Here is a 21,140-nt window from a genome sequence, read left to right as displayed (position 1 = left end):
AGTTCCCTCGATTTCAGCCAGCCTTTAAATCCTTCAGCGGCAGTTTTGAGCTTTCCTTCAGCCGGTCCAGCACGATCGAGGAACGCACATGCGCCACGCTCTGGTGCGGCATCAGCACGTCGTTGACGAGGTTGGACAGCCCCTTGAGGTCGCGCAGCACGGCCTTGAGCACGTAATCGGCGTCGCCCGTCAGCGAATAGGCTTCTTGGATCTCGTCGATCCGGTTCACCAGCGCCCGGAAGCGTTTTGAATTGTCCGGTGAGTGGGTCGCAAGCCCGACCTGGATGAAGGCGATCACGCCGAAGCCGAGCGCCTCGCTGGAGAGGTCGGCGTGATAGCCCGCGATGACCTTTTCTTCCTCCAGCCGCATTCGCCGGCGCGAGCATTGCGAGGCCGACAGGCCTGCGAGATCGGCAAGCTCCTGATTGGTGAGGCGGCCGTCATCCTGGAGCGCGCCCAGGATCTTGAGGTCGAAGGCGTCTACCGGAATCATGCGTTGAGTATCCATTTCATGCACAGATCGTGCATACGATAGCCAAATCCCATCTCGTTTGCACGCTTCTTGCGCGTCTTATGAAGGATAGTTCAGGGCAGCAGCAAATTGGGAGAGCACGATGGGTCCGTTTCCGCACGATGCACCGCCGGCCACGATCACTGCCGACAATCCGATGGGCACCGACGGGTTTGAGTTCGTCGAGTATGCACATCCCAATCCGCAAGAGCTGCATGACCTGTTCAAGCTGATGGGCTACGCGCCCGTCGCGCGCCACAAGACCAAAAAGATCACGGTCTATCGTCAGGGCGACATCAACTATCTCGTCAACGAGGAGCCCGGCACCCACGGCTACGAGTTCGTTGCTGCGCACGGCCCCTGCGCGCCGTCGATGGCATTTCGCGTGGTCGATGCGAAGGCGGCCTATGACCGCGCGATTTCGCTCGGTGCTGAGCCCGCCGATGTGTCGTCGACGCAGAAGACGCTCGATGTGCCCGCGATCAAGGGCATTGGCGGCAGCCTGCTCTATTTCGTCGATCGCTACGGCGCCAAGGGCTCGGCTTATGATGCCGAGTTCGAGTGGCTGGACGCACGCGATCCACGGCCGGTCGGCGCCGGCCTGTTCTATCTCGACCACCTTACCCACAACGTCCATCGCGGCCGCATGGATGTCTGGACCGGCTTCTACGAAAAACTGTTCAACTTCCGCCAGATCCGCTTCTTCGACATCGAGGGCCGCGCGTCGGGCCTGTTCTCGCGCGCGCTGACCAGCCCGGATGGCAAGATCCGGATTCCGATCAACGAGGACGCCGGCGATTCCGGCCAGATCGAGGAATATCTGAAAATCTATCGCGGCGAGGGCATCCAGCACATCGCCTGCGGCTGCCGCGAGATCCACGGCACGATTGAGGGCTTGCGCGCAGCAGGCTTGCCTTTCATGCCGTCCCCGCCGGAGACCTATTTCGAGAAGATCGACGCGCGCCTGCCTGAGCATGGCGAGGACGTTGTACGGCTCCAGAAGAACGGCATCCTGATCGACGGTGAGGGCGTGGTCGACGGCGGCCAGACCAAGGTGCTGCTGCAGATCTTCTCCGCCAATGCGATCGGCCCGATCTTCTTCGAGTTCATCCAGCGCAAGGGCGATGACGGCTTTGGCGAGGGCAATTTCAAGGCCCTGTTCGAGTCGATCGAGGAGGATCAGATCCGGCGCGGGGTGCTGAAGGTGGATACGGCGGCGTAAGGACGCAGCCGTCCAGCACAGTGCCGGGTGGGCAAAGGCGCGCAGCGCCGTGCCCACCATCTTTCCGTGATCACATCAAGGTCGTGGGCACGCTTTCGCCTTCGCTCTTCGAGCTACGGCGGACAAGTCGCTTTGCCCACCCCACGAGGGTGAGCCTAGCTCGCCGACCCTGCCACCGCAGCATTGGTCGTGGCACCCCGCCGCCGCTCGAGCCCCTCAGGCATCCGCATCGCCATTGTGGCGAGCAAGCTGACGACGCCCATGGCGACGACGTACCAGACCCATGAGAGCTTGTCGCCCGTTGCCCCGATGATCCCCGTGAACACGAGCTGTGCCGTGCCGCCAAAGATGGTCACGCCAAGCGCATAGGCGATCGACAGTCCGGAGGTGCGGACGATCGCGGGGAAGATCAGCGGGATGAGGATGATGCCGGCGCCCCCGGACATCGCATGGAAGGCCATCAGCACGGCGACGGTGACGACGTATACGGCGGGCGAGCCAGACGACACCACCAGAAGCAACGCGGGATAGAACAGCAACGTCACGATGATGCGCGGGACCACGGCGATGGTCTTCAGGCTGTACCTGTCCGCGAGCGCGCCGCCGAGCAGAGCGAAGATCGTGCCGCTCACGAAGGTGGCGAAGTTGGCCGTCATCGCCCAGCTCTGGCTGTAATGCAGCGTGTTGATGGCGTAGGTCGCGGTGTAGAGGAAGAAGTACTGGCCGATGGTCGCGCCGGAGATCAGCAAGATGCACAGCACGATCTTGCCCCAGTGGTTGGCCAGAATGTCGGAGAGCACGCCGCCGACGCTGGCATGCGCCTCCTCGGTGTCCAAGGTCTCATCGAGATTCTTGCGGATGAAGTAGCCGACCGGCGCGATCAGGATCCCGAGCAGAAAGGGAATGCGCCAACCCCAGCTGTCATTGGCGCCGGGCGTGATCAGGAAAGCCAGGCCAAGGCCGACGAGCGCAGAGAACAGGCTGCCCAGGTTCTGGCTGGCAAGCTGCCAGCTTCCGAAGAAACCTTTGCGGTGCGCAGGCGCGCTCTCAAGCAGATAGGTCGTTGCCGGCCCCATCTCGCCGCCGGTCGAAAAGCCCTGCAACAGTCGCGCGAGCACCAGCAGGACCGGCGCCAGCAATCCGATCTGATCGTAGGTCGGCAACAGGCCGATCATGCCGGTTCCCAGCGCCATCAGCCAGATGGTCAGCGTCATCGCGGGCTTGCGGCCATAGCGGTCGGCATAGGCGCCGATCAGGATACCGCCGAGCGGCCGCGCCACGAAGCCGACGCCAAAGGTCGCAACCGTCAACAGCAGGCTCGTGTTCGGATTGTCCGCCGGAAAGAACGCCTTGGCGAGCCAGACGGCGAACGCCGCGTAGACGGTGAAGTCGTAGAATTCGAGCGCGTTGCCGAGAATGGCTGCGCCGACGCGCATGGTTTGAGAAGGCTGCGGGCGGTCAGTCTGGTTCACGGATTAGCACCTTGTGTCACTGGTATGAACGCGAAGTGACGCAAAAAGGCGCCTGCTTGCAACCCTTAAGCCTGCCTTAGCGGCCTGCTTTCCACGCAGCCGTCACCGCGGAAATCTCCGCGCCTTCCGGCTCGCGAACCGCCGACGGCGTACGCGAGAAGCGCGGCGCGGGCGCCGGCTGTTTCACGCCGTGGCGCTCGATGAAGACATCGCGGGCGACCATGTGCGGATGCTCGGTCGCTTCCGACATGGTCAGCACCGGCGCGAAGCAGATGTCGCTGCCTTCCATGATCTTGCACCAGTCCTCGCGCGTCTTGCTCTTGAACACGGCTTTCAGCTTCTCCTTCAGCACGGGCCAGGCCTTGGGGTCCATCTGCGCGTCAAAATCGGCATCGGAGAGGCCCGCGTGCTCGCGCAGCAGCGCGTAGAACTGCGGCTCGATCGAGCCGATCGAAACGAATTGGCCGCAGGCGCATTCATAAACGCCGTAGAAGTGGGCGCCGCCGTCGAGGAAGTTCCGGTTGCGGCCTTCGGTCCAGCGGCCGAGGGTTTTCATGTCGAAGAAGAACGACATCAGCGATGCCGCGCCATCGCACATTGCCGCGTCGACCACCTGGCCCTTGCCGGACTTTGATGCTTCCAGCAGTGCCGCGAGCACACCGACGACGAGATAGAGCGCGCCGCCGCCGAAATCGCCGACCAGATTGAGCGGCGGCACCGGCGCTTCCTTAGGTCCGATCGCGGCGAGCGCACCGGTGATCGAGATGTAGTTGATGTCATGGCCGGCGGCATTCGCCAGGGGGCCTTCCTGGCCCCATCCGGTCATACGGCCGTAGACGAGCTTAGGATTGCGCGCGAGCACGACATCGGGGCCGAGGCCGAGCCGTTCCATCACGCCGGGACGAAAACCTTCGACCAGCGCGTCGGCGCCGGCGAGCAGGTCAAGCACCTGTGCGATGGACGCCTTGTCCTTGAGATCGAGCTCGATCACCTTGCGGCCGCGGCCCGCCACCGACTTCATGCTCCTCTTCGCGCCGACACGGTCGAGCGTGACGACATCGGCGCCCATGTCGGCCAGCATCATGCACGCGAACGGGCCCGGTCCGATGCCGGCGAATTCGACGATTCGGAAGCCCGCGAGCGGGCCGGTGGTGCGGGCGGATGTGGTCTGGGCTGGTTTGTCGAGCACGTTGTTGTTTCCTCGGGTCGCGAGCGGATGCCGACGGTTCGGCAGGCGCGTCGGACGTTCCTCTCTGCGGCGAGTTAATTGGCTGATTAACTTTTCTCGCCTTCACGCCAGTGAGGCAAGCGCTTTTCATGCATGGGCGCATAATAAAAGCGGCGCGCATTGCTGCGCGCCGCGGAAGATTTGTGTTGAGACGCTAGGTCGCGATGCTAGCCGGCGGCAGCCACCGCGCGCTGCGCCATCACCTTGATCAGATTGGCGCGGTACTCCGCCGTGCCATGGATATCGGCCAGCAATCCGCTCGCCGGAATACTGACGCTGTCGATCGCCGACGGCGACCAGTTCGCCTTCAGCGCGGCTTCGATGGCGCCCACCCGCATCACGCCGCTCTGCGAGGCGCCGGTGGCAGCAACGCGGACGTCGCCCGACTTCGTCTGAGCGACGAACACGCCGGTCAGCGCAAAGCGCGAGGCCGGATTCGGGAATTTTGCGTAACCAGCTTTGGTCGGCACCGGGAACGATACGGCCGTGATGATCTCGCCGTCTTCAAGCGCGGTTGTGAACAGGCCCTTGAAGAAATCCTCGGCCGCGATCGACCGCTTGTTGGTCTTCACGGTGGCGCCGAGCGCGAGCAGCGCGGCCGGATAGTCCGCGGCGGGATCGTTATTGGCGATCGAGCCGCCGATCGTGCCGCGATAGCGCACGGCGGGGTCTCCGATCAGCGACGCGAGATAGGCGAGCGCCGGGATCGCCTTCTTCGCGGCGTCGCTGGTCGCGACGTCGTAATGCGGCGTGGCGGCCTTGATGGTCAGCATGTCGCTGGAGGCCTCGACGCCGATCAGCTCCTTGATCTTCGCAAGGTCGATCACGTCGGAGGGGCTGGCGAGCCGCTGCTTCATCACCGGCAGCAGCGTCTGGCCGCCGGCAAGAAACTTCGCTTCGGTGCCCTTGGCGAACAGGCTTGCGGCTTCGTCGACAGAGGAAGCGCGATGATAGGTGGTCTGGTACATCTTCGTTCCTCCCTCTTAAGCCGCGTGGATCGTGCGCCACACCCGATCCGGGGTTGCGGGCATTTCCAGGTTGTTCTTGCCGATCGCATCCGTGATAGCGTTGATCACGGCCGCAGAGGCGCCGATCGCGCCGGCCTCGCCGCAGCCCTTGATGCCGAGGGGATTGCCCGGGCACAGCGTCGTGGTGTGGGAGAGGTTGAACGACGGCAGATCGTCGGCGCGCGGCATGGAGTAATCCATGAAGGAGGCCGTGACCGGCTGGCCGTTGGCATCGTAGATGGCGTGCTCGAGCAGCGCCTGTCCGATGCCCTGGGCAAGGCCACCATGGACCTGGCCCTCGACGATCATCGGGTTGATCAGCCGACCGAAATCGTCGGCCGCGACGAAGTTGACGAAGGAGGTCTTGCCGGTGCCGGGATCGACCTCGAGCTCGCAGATATACGCGCCGGCCGGGAAGGTGAAGTTGGTGGGGTCGTAGAAGGCGCTCTCCTTCAGGCCCGGCTCCATCCCGTCAGGCAGGTTGTGCGCGGTGTAGGCCGCGAGCGCGACCATCGGGAACGCGATCGCCTTGTCAGTGCCGGCCACCTTGAACTCGCCGTTCTCGATGACGATGTCGCCTTCGGAAGCCTCCAGCGCATGCGCTGCAATCTTCTTGGCTTTGGACTCCATCTTCTCCATCGCCTTCAGGATGGCGGTGAGACCGACAGCTGCAGAGCGCGAGCCGTAGGTGCCCATGCCGAACTGCACCTTGTCGGTGTCGCCATGGACGATCGAGACCTGGCTGATGGGAACGCCCAAACGCTCCGCAACGAGCTGGCAGAAGGTGGTCTCATGACCCTGGCCATGGCTGTGCGAGCCCGTGAGGATCTCGATGGTGCCGACCGGGTTGACGCGCACTTCGGCGGATTCCCAGAGGCCGACGCCGGCCCCCAGGCTGCCGACCGCCTTGGACGGTGCGATACCGCAGGCTTCGATGTAGCAGGACACGCCGATGCCGCGCAGCTTGCCCTGTGACTTCGCTTGCGCCTTGCGGGCAGCGAAGCCGGCATAGTCGATCGCCTTCATCGCGGCGTCGAGCGAGGCATTAAAGTCGCCGGTGTCATAGGCCATGATCACGGGCGTCTGGTGCGGGAACTGGGCGATGAAGTTGGTCCGGCGCAGCTCGGCCGGATCGACCTTGAGCTGCCGCGCCGCCGTCTCCATCATCCGCTCGACCAGATAGCTCGCCTCGGGACGGCCCGCGCCGCGATAGGCGTCGACCGGCGTGGTGTTGGTGTAGACGCCGATCACCTCGGCATGGATTGCCGGGATGTTGTACTGGCCCGACAGCAGCGTCGCGTAGAGATAGGTCGGCACCGACGACGAGAACAGCGACATGTAGGCGCCGAAATTGGCGTAGGTCTTCACCTTGAAGCCGGTGATCTTGTTGTTGGCGTCGAACGCCATTTCGGCATGGGTGACGTGGTCACGGCCATGCGCGTCGGTAAGGAAGGCCTCGGTGCGGTCCCCGGTCCATTTCACCGGACGGCCGACCTTCTTCGAGGCCCACAGCGCCACCATCTCCTCGGGGTAGATGAAGATCTTGGAGCCGAAACCGCCGCCGACGTCGGGGGCGATGACCCGCAGCTTGTTCTCGGGGGCGATGTTGTAGAACGCCGACAGCACCAGGCGGGCGACGTGCGGGTTCTGCGATGTCGTATAGAGGGTGAAGTGCTCTTCCGCTGCGTCGTAGTTGGCGATGGCCGCACGCGGCTCCATCGCGTTCGGGGCGAGGCGGTTGTTGGTGACGTCGAGCTTGACCACATTGGCAGCCTTGGCGAAGGCGGCATCGGTTGGGCCCTCGTCGCCGATCACCCAGTCATAGACCTGGTTGCCGGGGGCCTCGGGGTGAAGCTGTGGCGCGCCGGCCTTGATTGCAGCGTGGATGTCGGCGACGGCCGGGAGCTCTTCATAATCCACGACTACGGCCTCGGCCGCATCGCGCGCCAGATTCTTGCTGTCGGCGATCACGACGGCGACGGCCTGACCGACGAAACGCACCGTCTCCGGCGCCATCGCCGGCCATGCGCCCATCTTCATCGGACTGCCGTCCTTGGAGGTGATGGCCCAGCCGCAGATGAGGTTGCCGACCTTGTCGTCGACCAGCTCTTGCCCGGTGAGCACCGCGACCACGCCCGGCATCTTCAGCGCGGCGGAAGAGTCGATCTTCTTCACCTTGGCGTGCGCGTGCGGGCTGCGGATGAAATGGGCATGGGTCATGCCCTGCAATTTGATGTCGTCAACGTACCGGCCCTTGCCGGTAATGAATCGCTTGTCTTCCTTGCGCACGACGCGCGCGCCGATGCCTTCAACACCCATGTCTGGTCCTCCCGACCGGAATTGTCTTGACTGCGCTTTCCCTCGAAAGCCGCAGCGGTGGTTCTTTTTTCGAGGCGAGCCGCTTTACTCGGCCGCCTGCGAGACCTTCATGCGTCCGGCTGCATCGAGCACGGCTTTGACGATGTTGTGGTAACCGGTGCAGCGGCAGATGTTGCCCTCGAGCTCGTGCCGGACGGTGGGCTCATCGAGCTGGCCACCATGACGGTGCACGATGTCGATCGCCGACATGATCATGCCCGGCGTGCAATAGCCGCATTGCAGGCCGTGATTGTCGCGGAAGGCGGCCTGCATCGGGTGCAGTTCGTCGCCTTTGGCGATGCCTTCGATCGTGGTGACGTTGGCGCCGTCGGCCTGGCCGGCGAGCATGGTGCAGGACTTCACCGCCTTGCCGTCCATGTGCACGACGCAGGCGCCGCACTGGCTGGTGTCGCAGCCGACATGGGTTCCGGTGAGGTTGAGGTGGTCGCGCAAGAGATGGACCAGCAGCGTGCGGTCCTCGACGTCGACAGCAACGGCCTTGCCGTTCACCGTCAGTTTGACTGTAGACACGTGATTTCCTCCCGATTGTTTGTAGTTATTCCAATTAGAGACAGCGCGAACGGAACTTTGCAACTGGGATTTTGGTTGGCCTTCGTCATCGAAAGGTCACGGTCCCTGCGGCAACGGCCGCGCGATTCGATCGCGTTGTTCCGTACCGCCGCCGCTGCATTGCGAGCGTGTGAGATTATGCGGAACGTCCGTGCTGCGCTGGCTTGTTCTGTTGGCGGCCGTGCTTGCTCACTGATCTCAGCCCTGTCGCGTGTGTCCCTCCATCGTTCGTTGCACGGATAGGAGCACGCGCTCATGCCTTTGTAATCGCGATCTTGGTAGTAGGCGCAGGTGGGTTAAGTCATTGATTCTATTGATTCTGATCTCGATGCGCTGCCGCCGGCGCACCTCGGCTCGCCCTTACACCTGGCCCTTGTGTCTAGTACTTCCTGGCGATTGATCCCGTGCGACGACCGCCTTACCCGGGCCGAATGGCAACAGCGGAGGGTGGAAGCTATGCAAATGAATGACAGTCAACGCATCCCGGCGTCGAAGGCGACCGTGTGGGCCGCGCTCAACGATCCAGAGATTCTCAAGCGGTGCATTCCCGGGTGCCAATCGCTGGAAATGGCGTCACCGACGGAGATGACCGCGACGGTTGTGCTGAAGGTCGGGCCGGTGAAAGCGACGTTTGCCGGCAAGGTTACGCTGGCCGATATCGATGCGCCCAACGGCTACCGCATCATTGGCGAAGGCACGGGCGGCGTCGCGGGCTTTGCAAAAGGCGGAGCGAAGGTCAGGCTCGAGGAAGAGGGGCCCGATGTCACGATCCTGCATTACGAGGCCGAAGCGCAGATCGGTGGCAAGCTCGCGCAACTTGGCGCAAGGCTGATCGATTCGACGTCACGCAAGCTGGCTGCAAGCTTCTTTGAAAGTTTCGCCGCGGTGGTCGCGCCGTCACCCTGACGGACTCATCGGATTTCGCGTTTCCCGACGGAGATCCGATAGGCGCTTTTGCGCCGTCACGGGCAACAAGACCTGAGTGCGGGCAACGAGATGCGCAGCGAAAACCGTCCGCGATCCGCACTACTACCTTCCGCCTATACTAAGCGCGAATTACCGATGCTGTAATTTCCACGATGAATCGCAGGCCAACTGCGCATCGCGAGCACACATGCTCGGTCGCCAAGCAAGGCGCGCACAACATCACAGCGGAGGAATGACATGACCTTTGGAAAGGGCTATCTGGCCGGCATTTCGGTGATTGCAATGCTTGTCGCCGGAGCCTCGGGCGTTCGTGCCAATGATTCCCTGCTCAAGGCTCAAGATGAGCCGACGCAGTGGGCAGTCGCCGGCCACGATTACGCCAACACGCGCTTCAGCCCTCTGAAGCAGATCAACACAGAGAATGCCGGCAAGCTCCAGCTCGCCTATTCGTTCTCACTGGCGTCGTTGCGTTCGAATGAATCGTCGCCGATCGTGATCGGCGACACGCTCTACGTCTCGACCTCGTGGGGCCCGAAATACGTCTACGCGCTCGACGCCGCGACCGGTGCGCGCAAATGGACCTACGAGCCGGAAATTCCCGACGATGTTCTGCAATATGCCTGCTGCGACGTGAACAATCGCGGTGTGGCCTATGCGGATGGCAAGATCTTTGTCGGCCGCCTCGACGGCAAGCTGACCGCCCTCGATGCTGCGACCGGCAAGGCGCTGTGGACCACGACCGTGGTCGACTACAAGCAGGGTTCAGTGATCACATCGCCGCCTCTTGTCGTGCGCGACAAGGTCATCACTGGCTTCGGGGGTGGTGAGTACGGCGTGCGCGGCGCGCTCCAGGCATTCGAAATCAAGACCGGCAAGCGTGTCTGGCAGACCTTCACCGTGCCGACCCCTGACGAGCCCGGTGGTGACAGCTGGAAGGGTGATTCCGCCCAGCATGGCGGCGGCGCGCCCTGGCTGGTGGGTTCGTACGATCCCAAGAGTGACACGGTCTATTGGGGCACCAGCAATCCTGGGCCGTGGAACACGGCCGTGCGCTCGACCGGTAACAGCGATCTCGGCAAGTTGACCAATCTCTATACGGCGTCCACGCTCGCGCTCGATCCCAACACCGGCAAGATCAAGTGGCATATCCAGACCACGCCGGCCGATGCCTGGGACTATGACGGCGTCAACGAGGCGGTGCTCGCGGATCTGAAGATCGGCGGCAGCACCGTTCCGGCGCTGATGAAGGCGGATCGCAACGGCTTCTTCTTCGTCGCCAACCGCGAGACTGGCAAAGTACTTTCGGCAGAGAAATATGTCTTCGCGAATTGGGCGCAGAAGTGGGACGTCAACACCATGCGCGCAGTGGAGGACCCCGATAAGCGACCCGGTCCCGGCCACCCGGCCAAGGACATCTGCCCGAACCTGATCGGCGGCAAGAACTGGCAGCCGATGTCGTTCAATCCGCAGACCGGACTGGTCTACATACCATCCAACAACGTCTGCATGGACTGGTCCGTCTCGGACGTTTCCTACAAGCGCGGCGTGTTCTTCCTCGGCGCCGAATTCCCGACCAAGGAAGGTCCTGGCGGATTCCTTGGCGAGCTCGTTGCCTGGGATCCCGTTGCGCAGAAGAAGGTCTGGTCCATCAAGGAGGATCTGCCGTTCAACGGCGGGACGCTGACGACTGCGGGCGGACTGGTGTTCGCCGGGAACATCCACGGCGATTTCCGCGCCATCGATGCAAAGTCCGGGCAGGTGCTCTGGAGCAAGAATCTCGGCTCCGGCATCGGCGCAGGTCCAGTGACCTATGAGGTCGGCGGCAAGCAATATGTCGCCATCGTCGTCGGCCGCACAGCGGCGCTGCCGGCATTCCTGGGCGAGGTTGGCAAGAAGATGACCGCCGCTGCTCCCGAGGGTGGTTCGCTCTTCGTGTTCTCCGTCCAGTGAACACTTGCGCGCGCTTCCTGGGTGACGGGATGCGCGCACATTTTTTCAGAATGTCGATGCGTCGTGGCCTCAGTCATGGGCTGTGGCGCACAGGCTAACGAACCACAGGAGACGAGGGTGCGTCTGAATCATTCCTGCATTGGCAGATCCCGTTATCGTTTGCTCGTTGTCATGGCTGCGTGCGCGGCCGCAGCGTCGCCCGGTTCTGTCACGTTCGGGCGTGCGGACGAAGCAAAGCCGTTCCGCCTCTGTGCCGATCCGACCAACCTCCCGTTCTCGAGCGATAATCCGTCGCAGCCGGGATTCTATGTCGAGATCGGCCAAGCCTTGGCGCAGGCACTCGGCCAGCCGATCGCCTACGACTGGTACAAATCCTATTTCGGCAAGCGCACCGTGCGCGTGACGCTACTCGGCAAACAATGCGATGCCATGATCGGGCTTCCGCGTTCCGACGATTTCATGGGCCCCGCCGTTATCTTCTCCCGCGCTATTGCGCGGGAAGGCTATGCGCTGGTGACCGCAAAGGGCCTAACGGTTGCCGGTGTCGACGACCTCAGGGGCAAGCGCGTCGCAGTCCAGTTCGACAGCACGCCGCAAAATTTGCTTGCGACACGTGACGATATCCAGAAAGTGACCGTGCTGTCGCCCGAGGAGGGCATGCAGGCTGTCGATCAGGGCAGGGCCGACGTCGCCTTCATTTGGGGGCCGGTCGCGGGCTGGCTGAATAAAACCGTCTACGGCGACCGTTATCGAATTCAGCTCACCGAGGGCGACGGTCTGTCCTGGGAAGCGGCTATCGGCTTCGCGAAGGGAGCAGCGGACCTCCGTGATCAGGTCGATGCGGCGCTGCCGCAGCTCGAGCGCACCGTCGCAGATCTCAGGGTGAAATATGGTCTGCCGAGCGGCCAACCGGTTCGTTTCAGTGCACAGCAGTCGGGAACCACGACAGGCACGGGGGCCGGTGCGCCGCAGATTGCCAACGCGGTTGCGACCGAGGCCAAGGGCAATGCGCAGCCGCCCAGCGCTGAAGCGGTCAGCAGCGGTAAGGAGATATTCAACGGAACCTGCGCGCATTGCCATGGTCCCGACGCTGTCCAGAGCGAGCGGAAGATCGATTTGAGGCTTCTACGTCACCGCTATGGCGACGACATGCGCGAGAAATTCTGGACCACCGTTCACGATGGGCGGCCGGCCAAGGGCATGCCTCCATGGAAGGAGGTCTTTACCGACGACCAGTTCGACAGCATCTATGCCTTTCTGCTCACGGTCCAGGCTGACTCCAGTGACTGAACAGGCTTGACCGGAAGAGACCACCAAGATGAGGTAGGGTCTATCCGGCCCTGTTTCGGCGCCGGACGGGCGTTGCATGGATGCGCTCTTCCGCATGCGACAGGGGTTTTGGAAGGCGCCATGACCAGCTTCCTGATCATCGACGATCATCCGCTGTTTCGCGAAGCGCTGGGCAATGCTGTGCGGTTGATGCTGCCTGAGGCCCGGATTCTCGAAGCGATGTCGATTGAGGATGCCGTCCACGTGCTCCTGGTCGAGCCAGGTATCGACCTGGCCCTGCTCGATCTCTCGCTGCCGGACGCGACCGGATTTTCCGGCTTTCTCCGGTTGCGCGAGACATTTCCTCGTTTGCCCATCGCGATCGTGTCGAGCGAGGAGGACCAGCATGTGGTTCGTGAGGCCCTTGCGTTAGGTGCTGCCGGCTATTTGCCGAAGTCGACGTCGAAGCGCGAGCTTGCGCAATCAATCGAAGGCGTGCTCAGCGGTTCGGTGTCCGTGCCAAGGGATTTCGTGGCGACGCCACAGCGACGGCCGGGAGACATCGGCGCGGCTCTCGAGATCAAGCTGCGCGAACTCACGCCGCAGCAACTTCGGGTCCTCGATCTGCTGCGGCGCGGCCACCCAAACCGGCAAATCGCCCAGGAGCTTCAGCTCGCCGAGTCCACGGTGAAGGCGCACATCACCGAGATCCTGCGCAAGCTCGGAATATTCAGCCGCAACAAGGCAATCATCGAGCTCGGCAAGATGGACTTGCCTGATCCACGCAGGCGGCCCTCCGCGAAAGCAGATCGCGAGCGACCGCAATGAGCATCGACACATGCGATTCCTGATCGTCGAGGATCATCCGCTGTTTCGAGAGGCGCTTGAAGGCGCCCTGAAAATGGTCGCGCCCGCAGTTGACATTCTGCACGCAACGACGATCGCTTCTGCTCTCGAATTGTTGTCATCTCTCGCCGAGCTCGATCTCATCCTTCTCGATCTCTCGATGCCGGGCACGACAGGTCTTTCCGGCGTTATTCGTATCCGCAAGGCGTTTCCGAAGATTCCTGTTGTTATCGTCTCCGCGCATCAGGATTCGCAGATCATCGCGGGCGCTTTGTCGCTCGGAGTATCGGGCTACATCCTCAAATCGTCATCCAAGCAGGAGCTCGCGAGCTCGATCGGCGAGGCCCTGCGCGGAGAGGTCTGTGTGCCCAGCACCTATCGTCCGCCCGTCCGCCGGCACGGAGGGGCAGGTCCCGCGCAGGATCTCCTGAAGCGGCTGCACGAACTCACGCCGCAGCAATTGCGCGTTCTCGAAATGCTGAAGCGTGGCCTCCAGAACAAGCAGATCGCCTACGAGCTCAAGATTTCCGAGACGACAGTGAAGGTCCATGTCTCGGACATCCTGCGCAAGTTGAAAGTACTGAGCCGCACCAAGGCCATCGTCGAAATGTCCAGGATCGATTTTGCCACGCTGGCGACCGAGGGGACACGGGACAAGCACGATCGCGGACCAGCGGATCGAAAGGAGTGACGCGATCTGGTCTTCCTCTACTAGCTCAGCAGGAACGACAGTAGCGCGCGCATCTCGGCGGGCTTGATCGGCTTCTTCAGCACTTCGAGCCCGCAGAGGCTGGCCTCTTTCGCGGCCTTCTCTGAATAGTCGGCGGTGATGATCATGGCTGGCGTCTCGATCCTCAATTGCTGCCGGACGTCCGCGACGGCCGACAATCCGCTCTCGCCGTGATCGAGGTGGAGGTCGGCAATGATCGCATCGGGCGTGCCGCCGAGTTCTCTGAGGCGCAACAGCGCGTCCGCGCCGGAGCGCGTGCACGCGACATCGCAGCCCCAGCCTTCCAGCAAGGCGGCCATCGCTTCAGAACCGGATGGATCGTTCTCGATCAGGAGAATCTTGGCGCCTTCGAGTCGGCCATAGTGCCGTTCGGCCTGTTTGACTTCCTCAACCTCGTTGCGGACGTCGGCGATATCGGCCGGTTCTGTTTCCAGCACAAAGGTCGATCCTCGGCCCACTTGCGATGACAGACGCACCTCATGCCCGAGCACGGTTGCGAAACGGCGAACGATGGAAAGTCCGAGCCCGAAGCCGGCTTGGTCGGCCGCGCTGGCATCACCGCGCTGGAATTCGCGGAAGATCGCCTCCTGTTGCGCCGGCGCGATCCCGGGGCCGGTGTCGGAAATCTGGATGCAGACACGATGAGCGTGATGCCTGCAGCCCATGATGACGCCACCGCTTCTTGTATAGCGGATCGCGTTCGCTATCAGGTTCTGCAGGATCCGGCGCAGCATCATCGCATCCGATGAGACCGCGAGTTCCGTGGTGCGGATTCGCAGAGCGAGGCCCTGTCGTGCCGCAATGGGCTCGAACTCGTTGCGAAGTTGTTCGAACAGCGGCGCCAGCGCCAGAGGACGTGCGTCGGGTTTTAGCGCGCCCGCGTCAAGCTTCGCGATTTCGAGCAGCGAGCGTAGCAGGTCTTCCAGTGTCAGCAGCGAGCGGTCGACCTGATCGATGAGCACGCCTGCGTCCTGCGATTCCATCATCTCCGTCAGCGCCGACAGCGTCAGTCGAGCCGCATTCAAAGGCTGCAGCAGGTCGTGGGTGACCGAGATCAGAACCGAGGACTTCAGTGAACTTGCGGCTTCCGCCTGCTGCTTGGCGCGGTAAAGGCCTTCATTGGCGCGCTCGACCGAATGCAGTGCATCGCGCAGCTGGTGCGTCCGGTCTCGTACCTGGTGATCGAGCGCGATGGCAGTCTCAAACAACGAGAAGGCGTTGAGCTGCTGATCCATCGAGCGTTCAACGCGCGACATCAACGCAGCGTTGATCTTCTTCAGCTTCGCGGTCTCCCGTCGTAGCTCTTCGACGGTGGCGAGATCCTGCCAAGTCTCGGTCACGCAGGCCGCCTGCCAATGGCGACGCCGGTAAACGTCTGGTTCACATGCATTGAACCAAATTGTTCACCGTAGGTGTGAAAGCCGACGACCCGATGCTGCAGGTAGAGTTCGGACATGTCGCGGGCGAGTTGATGCTGCTCGGCATCGAGCCGGCGCAGCAGACATTCGAAGCCGATATAGAGCGACACTTCGCCGATCTGATTCTGCGTCTGTGCGAAGACTTCGCGCGTCGATCCGACCAGGCTTCGGGAAGTTGCGGTCGTCAGCACCATGCCCTCGTCGATGGCACAGAAGAAATGCAGCGATCCGTCAGGCTCGACACGCTGGATCGATCGCGCGTAGTACGAGCCCCCGACGCGGACCAGCACGGGGTGGGAGGCAAAGGAGAATGGGTCGAGCTTCGCGTCCATGATCCCGACCATGCGGGAATATTCTTCAGCCGCGGGCTCCGCATTCAGCTCCTTAACTGTACGCCTTTCGATATCAGCCTCGGTTACCACCATCTTCTGTGGCATCGGCTCGAAATTGTCGCACTTGAATACGCGGAATGGCAGCGACGTGTTCAGCAGAATCAGAAGGGCGGCATTGGTGTAGGCCTTGCCCCCGAAGAACACCCACGTCTTCTCGAATCGCAATCCATCGCCCGCCGACCCTCCGACAACGGGTATGTCGTCGAGCGACGCATAGATTGCCGACATCACCGCCTCTTCGCGGCGGCACAGACCGTCGATCAGGACCAGTCCGAAGGAATTGCCATGGTCCATTTGGGGGCTAACGTGCAGGAGTTCGTGGCGAAGCTCGCCGACGATCCTCCGGCCATCCTCGACGCGGAAGCTGTCGAGATTGAGGATCGGCCGGACCACGGCCGAAAAATCAGTACGGCTGAATGCCAGCGCGACCACGCTGTTCTCGTCCCAACCGTCGGGGGCGAGCTCGCCGGCCGTGGTGCAGCCGCAGACGGGTGTCGTGTCGAACTGCCGAGAGAAGGCGGCGATAAATCTGTGAGGCTCGTAGTGCGGTGAGACAAAGACCAGGATCAGTGCCAGGTCTTCGGAGGGAAGCTGCGCCGCAAGATCGAGCACGGCCTCATCAATGGTCGCAGCCTTCGATTTCGCCACGGCAACGCCTGACGTGCCGTTCAACCGAAAGTCGGCTTCCCCCACTCCGTCTCTCCCGTTGAGGTCAAACTCGATCTGCTGCCGAGCGCCTCACAAGTATTTGACGGTAAGGCATTTTCCGTCCTGTCGCAACACGGCTGACGACGACCCCATGGCTGATCAGGCCTCGTCGACCCGCTTCGCCGACAGCGGACGAATTTACCGGCCTTTATTGATTCTGCCCTAGTTTTGCGCATCCGGGTCTGGGGGCGGGGCGCCCCCGGACGACGGCCGAATAGAAAATGGGGGTTGGAATGTCCGGGCGTACCGCGTCGCCGTCCAAGCGCAGCATATTTCCCACCCTCCGGTTCCGAGCCAAGATCATCCTCGGCTTTGCCGCCGTGCTGGTGATCTCCGCTGGCAGCATGGCCTTCGCCTATTTCGGCTTCGAGCGGGTCTCGTCCGGCGTCGGGTCGTACCGCAGCAGCGTCTCGGAGGCCGATCTTGCCCGCAACATCGACCGCGAGCTGCTCGGCTACCGCGCGGCCGTCAAATATTTCGTCGTCACCGGCAAGGAAGATGACGCCAAGGCGGCGCTGGATGCCGAAGCCAGTCTGAAGACGGCCATCGACCAAGCCGTCAAGAGTGCCAAGACGCCGGCGCGGCAGGACAGCCTCGACAAGCTCGCCAAGGAGTTTGCGAATTTCTCAGCGACCTTTGCCAAGGTTCTCCAGGCCAAGCGCGACAGCACGCTGATGGTGCAGAACCAGCTCTCGCGCCAGGCCAATCTGCTGAAGTACAAGCTCGATGACATCGGCAACAACGCCTCCGATTCCGAGGCGCAGTCGATCGAGTTCGGCACCAAGCAGGTCAACGCCCAGTTCCAGACGGCAAGCGCGGCGGCGACCAATTTCGTGCTGACGTCCGACCAGGCGATCGCGACCAGCGCGCTGGCGCGGCTGAAATTCGTCGAGAACTCGCTCGGCGCGGTCTATTCCATGGACGACAAGATCGTCGCCGGCCTGAAGGACGCCAAGACCATCCTCGTCGCCTATCGCGAAGCGCTCGAGAAGCTGATTGCCAACGCCAAGCTGGTCGACGAGCTCGTCACTGAGATGAGCGGCTCGGCGGGCGCGATCCTTCGGGGTGCGACTGCGATGAAGGCGGATCTGGTCGCCGAGCAGCAGCGGCTGGATTCGGAATCGGCAGCGACCATCGGGAAGACCGAGCAACTGGTGCTGATGCTCGCGGTCGGCGGCACGCTGCTCGGTGCAGTCCTTGCCTTCCTGCTCGGGACCGGCATCTCGCGGCCGATGATCGCGATGTGCAAGGCGATGCGTGAGCTTGCCTCGGGCAATTTCGATGTCGTGCTGCCGGGCTTGGGGCGCCGGGACGAGATCGGCGAGATGGCCGGCGCGGTCGAGGAGTTCAAGGTTCAGGCGGTCGCCAAGGCCGAGCGCGATGCCGCCGCCAGCGAAGCCCAGAACAGGGAGCAGGCCGCAAGCCGCCGTGGCGAGCTGATCCGCTTTGCCGATGATTTCGAGAGCGCCGTCGGTGCCATCGTGTCCAACGTCTCGGCCTCCGCCGTGCAGCTCGAATCCTCGGCCTCCACGCTGACCCGCACCGCGGAGACCACGCAGACCCTGTCGAGCCAGGTCGCAGGTGTCTCCGAGCAGGCTTCGAGCAACATGCAGTCGGTCGCAACCGCGACCGAAGAACTCTCGGCTTCGGTCGAGGAGATTGGCCGCCAGGTCCGCGATTCCAGCCGGATTGCCGAGGCCGCCGTGGTGCAGGCCAAGGAAACCGACGGCCGCATCGGCAAGCTGTCGCATGCCGCCCAGCAGATCGGCGAGGTCGTCAAGCTCATCACGGCGATCGCCGAGCAGACCAATCTTCTCGCGCTCAACGCCACTATCGAGGCGGCCCGTGCCGGCGAGGCCGGCCGCGGCTTCGCCGTGGTTGCGAGCGAAGTGAAGTCGCTGGCGAGCCAGACGGCGAAAGCCACCGACGAGATTTCGTCGCACATCACGGGCATGCAGGGTGCCACCGCCGAGTCGGTCGCCGCGATCAAGGAGATCGGCGCGACCATCGGCCAGATCTCGTCGATCTCGACGTCGATTGCGAGCGCTGTCGAGCAGCAGGGCGCAGCGACCCAGGAGATCGCCCGCAGCGTCCAGAACGTCGCGCAAGGCACCCAGGCCGCCGCGACCGACATCGGCCAGGTCAACCGCGGCGCGGCTGAGACCGGCTCGGCCTCGGAAGAAGTACTGAATTCGGCGAAGACGCTGTCGAGTGAAAGTACGCGGCTGCGTGCCGAGCTCGATCGCTTCATGGCCAATATCCGGGCGGCGTAGGGGCACCCACACCGCGTCACCTAACCGCAAGTTGCGACGGCGGTAAATTTACCGCCGCTTATCCTTTGCCATTTACCGTGCATTTGAGTCGGGGAGCGGGCTGCTTCCCGGCTGCGCCTGGTTTTCCGCGAATGGAATGGGGTGGGGAATGTCCGTGAAGTCGAAGCCGAGCTCATCGAAGCTCTTCACCTTGCGTTTTCGTGCAAAAATCATCCTCGGCTTCGTGGCGGTTCTAGCCATCCTCGCCCTCAGCATGGCATTTGCCTATTTCGGCTTCGAGCGAATCGCGGGCGCCGTCGCCTCCTACCGGACCAGCGTGGCGGAAGCCGACCTGGCGCGGACCATCGATCGCGAATTGATCAGTTATCAGGGGCTGACCCGGGCCTACACGCTGACCGGCGCCGCAGACGACGAAACCGCGGCGAAAGCGGCCGAAGAGAATCTGAAGGCGGCGATCGCCAAGTCGATGTCCGCCACGACAGGCGCGGCGCGCCGCGAGCAAGTCGGCAAGCTCGAGGCCGAATTCCAGCGCTTCGCAAAGGTGTTCGGCGAGATCATCACGCTGACGCGCGAGAACAACAAGATCGCGACCGATGAGCTGAACAGCGTCGGCAACAAGATCCGCTTCAAGTTCGACGACCTCGCCGATACAGCGGCACTTGCCGGGCTCGCATCGGTCCAGACCACGGCCAAGGACATCACCTCGCAATATCTCGCGGTCTCCACCTCGGTCAGCGCCTTCGTCGCCAAGCCGGAGCCGAAGACCGCCGACGGCGTAGTCGCCCGCATCAAGTTCCTGGAGACGCTGCTGGTCTCGATCTACGCCAACGACCAGAAGATCACAGACCGTGTCACCGAGATCGGTGGTCTGCTGAAGCAGTACCGCACGTCCTTTGCGAAGCTCTCCGACAACGTGAAGATCATCGTCAAGTTGAACGGCGAGATGACCAAGACGGCCGCGTCCATCCTCAAGCTCTCGGGCGAGTTGCGGTCGGACCTGTCGGCCGATCAGCAGCGGATCGAGGCGAGCGCCAATGCCACGATCGGGGAAACCGAGCGGTTGATGCTCATGCTGGCGCTGGGTGGCCTTACCGTCGGCGCCGTGCTGGCCCTGATGCTCGGCAACGGCATCTCGCGGCCGATGATCGCGATGTGCAAGGCGATGCGCGAGCTCGCCTCGGGCAATTTCGACGTCGTGCTGCCGGGCCTCGGCCGCAAGGACGAGATCGGCGAGATGGCCGGCGCGGTCGAGGAGTTCAAGGTTCAGGCCGTCGCCAAGGCCGAGCGCGATGCCGCCGCCAGCGAAGCCCAGAACAGGGAGCAGGCCGCAAGCCGCCGTGGCGAGCTGATCCGCTTTGCCGATGATTTCGAGAGCGCCGTTGGCGCCATCGTGTCCAACGTCTCGGCCTCCGCCGTGCAGCTCGAATCCTCGGCCTCCACCCTGACCCGCACCGCGGAGACCACGCAGACCCTGTCGAGCCAGGTCGCCGGTGTCTCCGAGCAGGCCTCTTCCAACATGCAATCGGTGGCCACCGCGACGGAAGAGCTCTCGGCTTCGGTCGAGGAGATCGGCCGCCAGGTCCGCGATTCCAGCCGGATTGCCGAGGCCGCCGTGGTGCAGGCCAAGGAAACCGACGGCCGCATCGGCAAGCTGTCGCATGCCGCCCAGCAGATCGGCGAGGTCGTCAAGCTGATCACGGCAATTGCCGAGCAGACCAATCTTCTCGCGCTCAACGCCACCATCGAGGCGGCCCGTGCCGGCGAGGCCGGCCGCGGCTTCGCCGTGGTCGCGAGCGAAGTGAAGTCGCTGGCGAGCCAGACGGCGAAAGCCACCGACGAGATTTCGTCGCACATCACGGGCATGCAGGGTGCCACCGCCGAATCGGTCGCCGCGATCAAGGAGATTGGCGCGACCATCGGCCAGATCTCGTCGATCTCGACGTCGATTGCGAGCGCTGTCGAGCAGCAGGGCGCGGCGACCCAGGAGATCGCCCGCAGCGTCCAGACCGTCGCGCAAGGCACGCAAACCGCCGCAACCGATATCGGTCAGGTCAACCGCGGCGCCGCCGAAACCGGCTCGGCCTCGGAAGAAGTACTGAATTCGGCGAAGACGCTGTCGAGCGAAAGCACCCGGCTGCGCGCCGAGCTCGATCGGTTCATGGCGAATATCCGAGCGGCGTAAATTCGCTGCGCTTCAGGCGCGTCGCGCCTGAAGACCTCGCTGTTTCCCAACACGCCGCCGTCGTCCCGGACAAGCGC

16 protein-coding genes are annotated in these 21,140 nt (G+C 63.1%); 8 read left to right on the top strand and 8 right to left on the bottom strand.

The features are described from left to right. Positions 1 to 13: 13 nt before the first annotated feature. Positions 14 to 493, bottom strand: a complete 480-nt coding sequence (locus tag ACLFLU_RS41125; RefSeq protein ID WP_247504248.1) for an Lrp/AsnC family transcriptional regulator — start codon at positions 491 to 493, stop codon at positions 14 to 16. Positions 494 to 614: 121 nt separating this feature from the next. Here ACLFLU_RS41125 and hppD point away from each other — a divergent pair, with 121 nt between their 5' ends. Beyond that, entirely contained in the window at positions 615 to 1,733 is a 1,119-nt protein-coding gene (hppD, locus tag ACLFLU_RS41120) for a 4-hydroxyphenylpyruvate dioxygenase (RefSeq protein WP_426410320.1), read from the top strand. A 155-nt stretch (positions 1,734 to 1,888) separates the two neighbouring features. Here hppD and ACLFLU_RS41115 read toward each other — a convergent pair whose 3' ends face one another. From ACLFLU_RS41115 to ACLFLU_RS41095, 5 genes are all read right to left on the bottom strand, one after another. Continuing rightward, positions 1,889 to 3,205, bottom strand: coding sequence for an MFS transporter (locus ACLFLU_RS41115; RefSeq protein WP_426410319.1), 1,317 nt, complete (start codon positions 3,203 to 3,205; stop codon positions 1,889 to 1,891). A 76-nt stretch (positions 3,206 to 3,281) separates the two neighbouring features. Beyond that, positions 3,282 to 4,394, bottom strand: coding sequence for a CaiB/BaiF CoA transferase family protein (locus tag ACLFLU_RS41110; protein WP_426410318.1), 1,113 nt, complete (start codon positions 4,392 to 4,394; stop codon positions 3,282 to 3,284). Positions 4,395 to 4,600: 206 nt separating this feature from the next. Beyond that, positions 4,601 to 5,401 carry an FAD binding domain-containing protein gene (locus tag ACLFLU_RS41105; protein WP_426410317.1) on the bottom strand — a complete coding sequence of 267 codons (801 nt, stop codon included), beginning with the start codon at positions 5,399 to 5,401 and terminating at the stop codon, positions 4,601 to 4,603. 15 nt (positions 5,402 to 5,416) lie between these two features. Further along, a complete protein-coding gene (locus tag ACLFLU_RS41100; RefSeq protein WP_426410316.1) occupies positions 5,417 to 7,759 on the bottom strand; it encodes a xanthine dehydrogenase family protein molybdopterin-binding subunit in 2,343 nt (780 codons plus the stop codon). Positions 7,760 to 7,843: 84 nt separating this feature from the next. Next, complete coding sequence (locus ACLFLU_RS41095) at positions 7,844 to 8,329, bottom strand: (2Fe-2S)-binding protein (protein WP_426410315.1); 486 nt, start codon at positions 8,327 to 8,329, stop codon at positions 7,844 to 7,846. Between the two features lie 495 nt (positions 8,330 to 8,824). On the opposite strand from ACLFLU_RS41095, the gene ACLFLU_RS41090 reads away from it, so the two are divergent. From ACLFLU_RS41090 to ACLFLU_RS41070, 5 genes are all read left to right on the top strand, one after another. Beyond that, a complete protein-coding gene (locus ACLFLU_RS41090) occupies positions 8,825 to 9,274 on the top strand; it encodes an SRPBCC family protein (protein ID WP_426410314.1) in 450 nt (149 codons plus the stop codon). A 258-nt stretch (positions 9,275 to 9,532) separates the two neighbouring features. Next, positions 9,533 to 11,245, top strand: a complete 1,713-nt coding sequence (locus tag ACLFLU_RS41085) for a PQQ-dependent methanol/ethanol family dehydrogenase (protein WP_426410313.1) — start codon at positions 9,533 to 9,535, stop codon at positions 11,243 to 11,245. Positions 11,246 to 11,416: 171 nt separating this feature from the next. Beyond that, on the top strand, positions 11,417 to 12,535 hold the full coding sequence (locus tag ACLFLU_RS41080) for a c-type cytochrome (protein WP_426414180.1): 1,119 nt from the start codon (positions 11,417 to 11,419) through the stop codon (positions 12,533 to 12,535). A gap of 120 nt (positions 12,536 to 12,655) precedes the next feature. Next, complete coding sequence (locus ACLFLU_RS41075; RefSeq protein WP_426410312.1) at positions 12,656 to 13,342, top strand: response regulator transcription factor; 687 nt, start codon at positions 12,656 to 12,658, stop codon at positions 13,340 to 13,342. Between the two features lie 10 nt (positions 13,343 to 13,352). Beyond that, positions 13,353 to 14,051 (top strand): response regulator, encoded by a 699-nt coding sequence (locus tag ACLFLU_RS41070; RefSeq protein WP_426410311.1) that lies wholly within the window; start codon positions 13,353 to 13,355, stop codon positions 14,049 to 14,051. A gap of 20 nt (positions 14,052 to 14,071) precedes the next feature. Here ACLFLU_RS41070 and ACLFLU_RS41065 read toward each other — a convergent pair whose 3' ends face one another. Both ACLFLU_RS41065 and ACLFLU_RS41060 read right to left on the bottom strand, forming a co-directional pair. Continuing rightward, complete coding sequence (locus ACLFLU_RS41065) at positions 14,072 to 15,430, bottom strand: ATP-binding response regulator (protein WP_426410310.1); 1,359 nt, start codon at positions 15,428 to 15,430, stop codon at positions 14,072 to 14,074. After that, a complete protein-coding gene (locus ACLFLU_RS41060; protein ID WP_426410309.1) occupies positions 15,427 to 16,593 on the bottom strand; it encodes an FIST N-terminal domain-containing protein in 1,167 nt (388 codons plus the stop codon). The genes ACLFLU_RS41065 and ACLFLU_RS41060 overlap by 4 nt, the downstream gene beginning before the upstream one ends. 248 nt (positions 16,594 to 16,841) lie before the next feature. On the opposite strand from ACLFLU_RS41060, the gene ACLFLU_RS41055 reads away from it, so the two are divergent. After that, complete coding sequence (locus ACLFLU_RS41055; RefSeq protein WP_426410308.1) at positions 16,842 to 18,881, top strand: methyl-accepting chemotaxis protein; 2,040 nt, start codon at positions 16,842 to 16,844, stop codon at positions 18,879 to 18,881. Between the two features lie 148 nt (positions 18,882 to 19,029). Next, positions 19,030 to 21,063, top strand: coding sequence for a methyl-accepting chemotaxis protein (locus tag ACLFLU_RS41050; RefSeq protein ID WP_426410307.1), 2,034 nt, complete (start codon positions 19,030 to 19,032; stop codon positions 21,061 to 21,063). Positions 21,064 to 21,140 lie beyond the last annotated feature (77 nt).

It is taken from the genome of Bradyrhizobium ganzhouense (assembly GCF_049949285.1).
Taxonomy (GTDB): domain Bacteria; phylum Pseudomonadota; class Alphaproteobacteria; order Rhizobiales; family Xanthobacteraceae; genus Bradyrhizobium; species Bradyrhizobium ganzhouense.
Note: the sequence above shows the minus strand (reverse complement) of the source record. Positions and strands in the feature narration are given on the sequence as shown.

Coding starts and splice junctions, on each gene's coding strand:
- ACLFLU_RS41125 (WP_247504248.1), bottom strand. CDS start 493: ATGATTCCGGTAGACGCCTTCGACCTCAAGATCCTGGGCGCGCTCCAG.
- hppD (WP_426410320.1), top strand. CDS start 615: ATGGGTCCGTTTCCGCACGATGCACCGCCGGCCACGATCACTGCCGAC.
- ACLFLU_RS41105 (WP_426410317.1), bottom strand. CDS start 5,401: ATGTACCAGACCACCTATCATCGCGCTTCCTCTGTCGACGAAGCCGCA.
- ACLFLU_RS41100 (WP_426410316.1), bottom strand. CDS start 7,759: ATGGGTGTTGAAGGCATCGGCGCGCGCGTCGTGCGCAAGGAAGACAAG.
- ACLFLU_RS41090 (WP_426410314.1), top strand. CDS start 8,825: ATGCAAATGAATGACAGTCAACGCATCCCGGCGTCGAAGGCGACCGTG.
- ACLFLU_RS41085 (WP_426410313.1), top strand. CDS start 9,533: ATGACCTTTGGAAAGGGCTATCTGGCCGGCATTTCGGTGATTGCAATG.
- ACLFLU_RS41080 (WP_426414180.1), top strand. CDS start 11,417: ATGGCTGCGTGCGCGGCCGCAGCGTCGCCCGGTTCTGTCACGTTCGGG.
- ACLFLU_RS41075 (WP_426410312.1), top strand. CDS start 12,656: ATGACCAGCTTCCTGATCATCGACGATCATCCGCTGTTTCGCGAAGCG.
- ACLFLU_RS41070 (WP_426410311.1), top strand. CDS start 13,353: ATGCGATTCCTGATCGTCGAGGATCATCCGCTGTTTCGAGAGGCGCTT.
- ACLFLU_RS41055 (WP_426410308.1), top strand. CDS start 16,842: ATGTCCGGGCGTACCGCGTCGCCGTCCAAGCGCAGCATATTTCCCACC.
- ACLFLU_RS41050 (WP_426410307.1), top strand. CDS start 19,030: ATGTCCGTGAAGTCGAAGCCGAGCTCATCGAAGCTCTTCACCTTGCGT.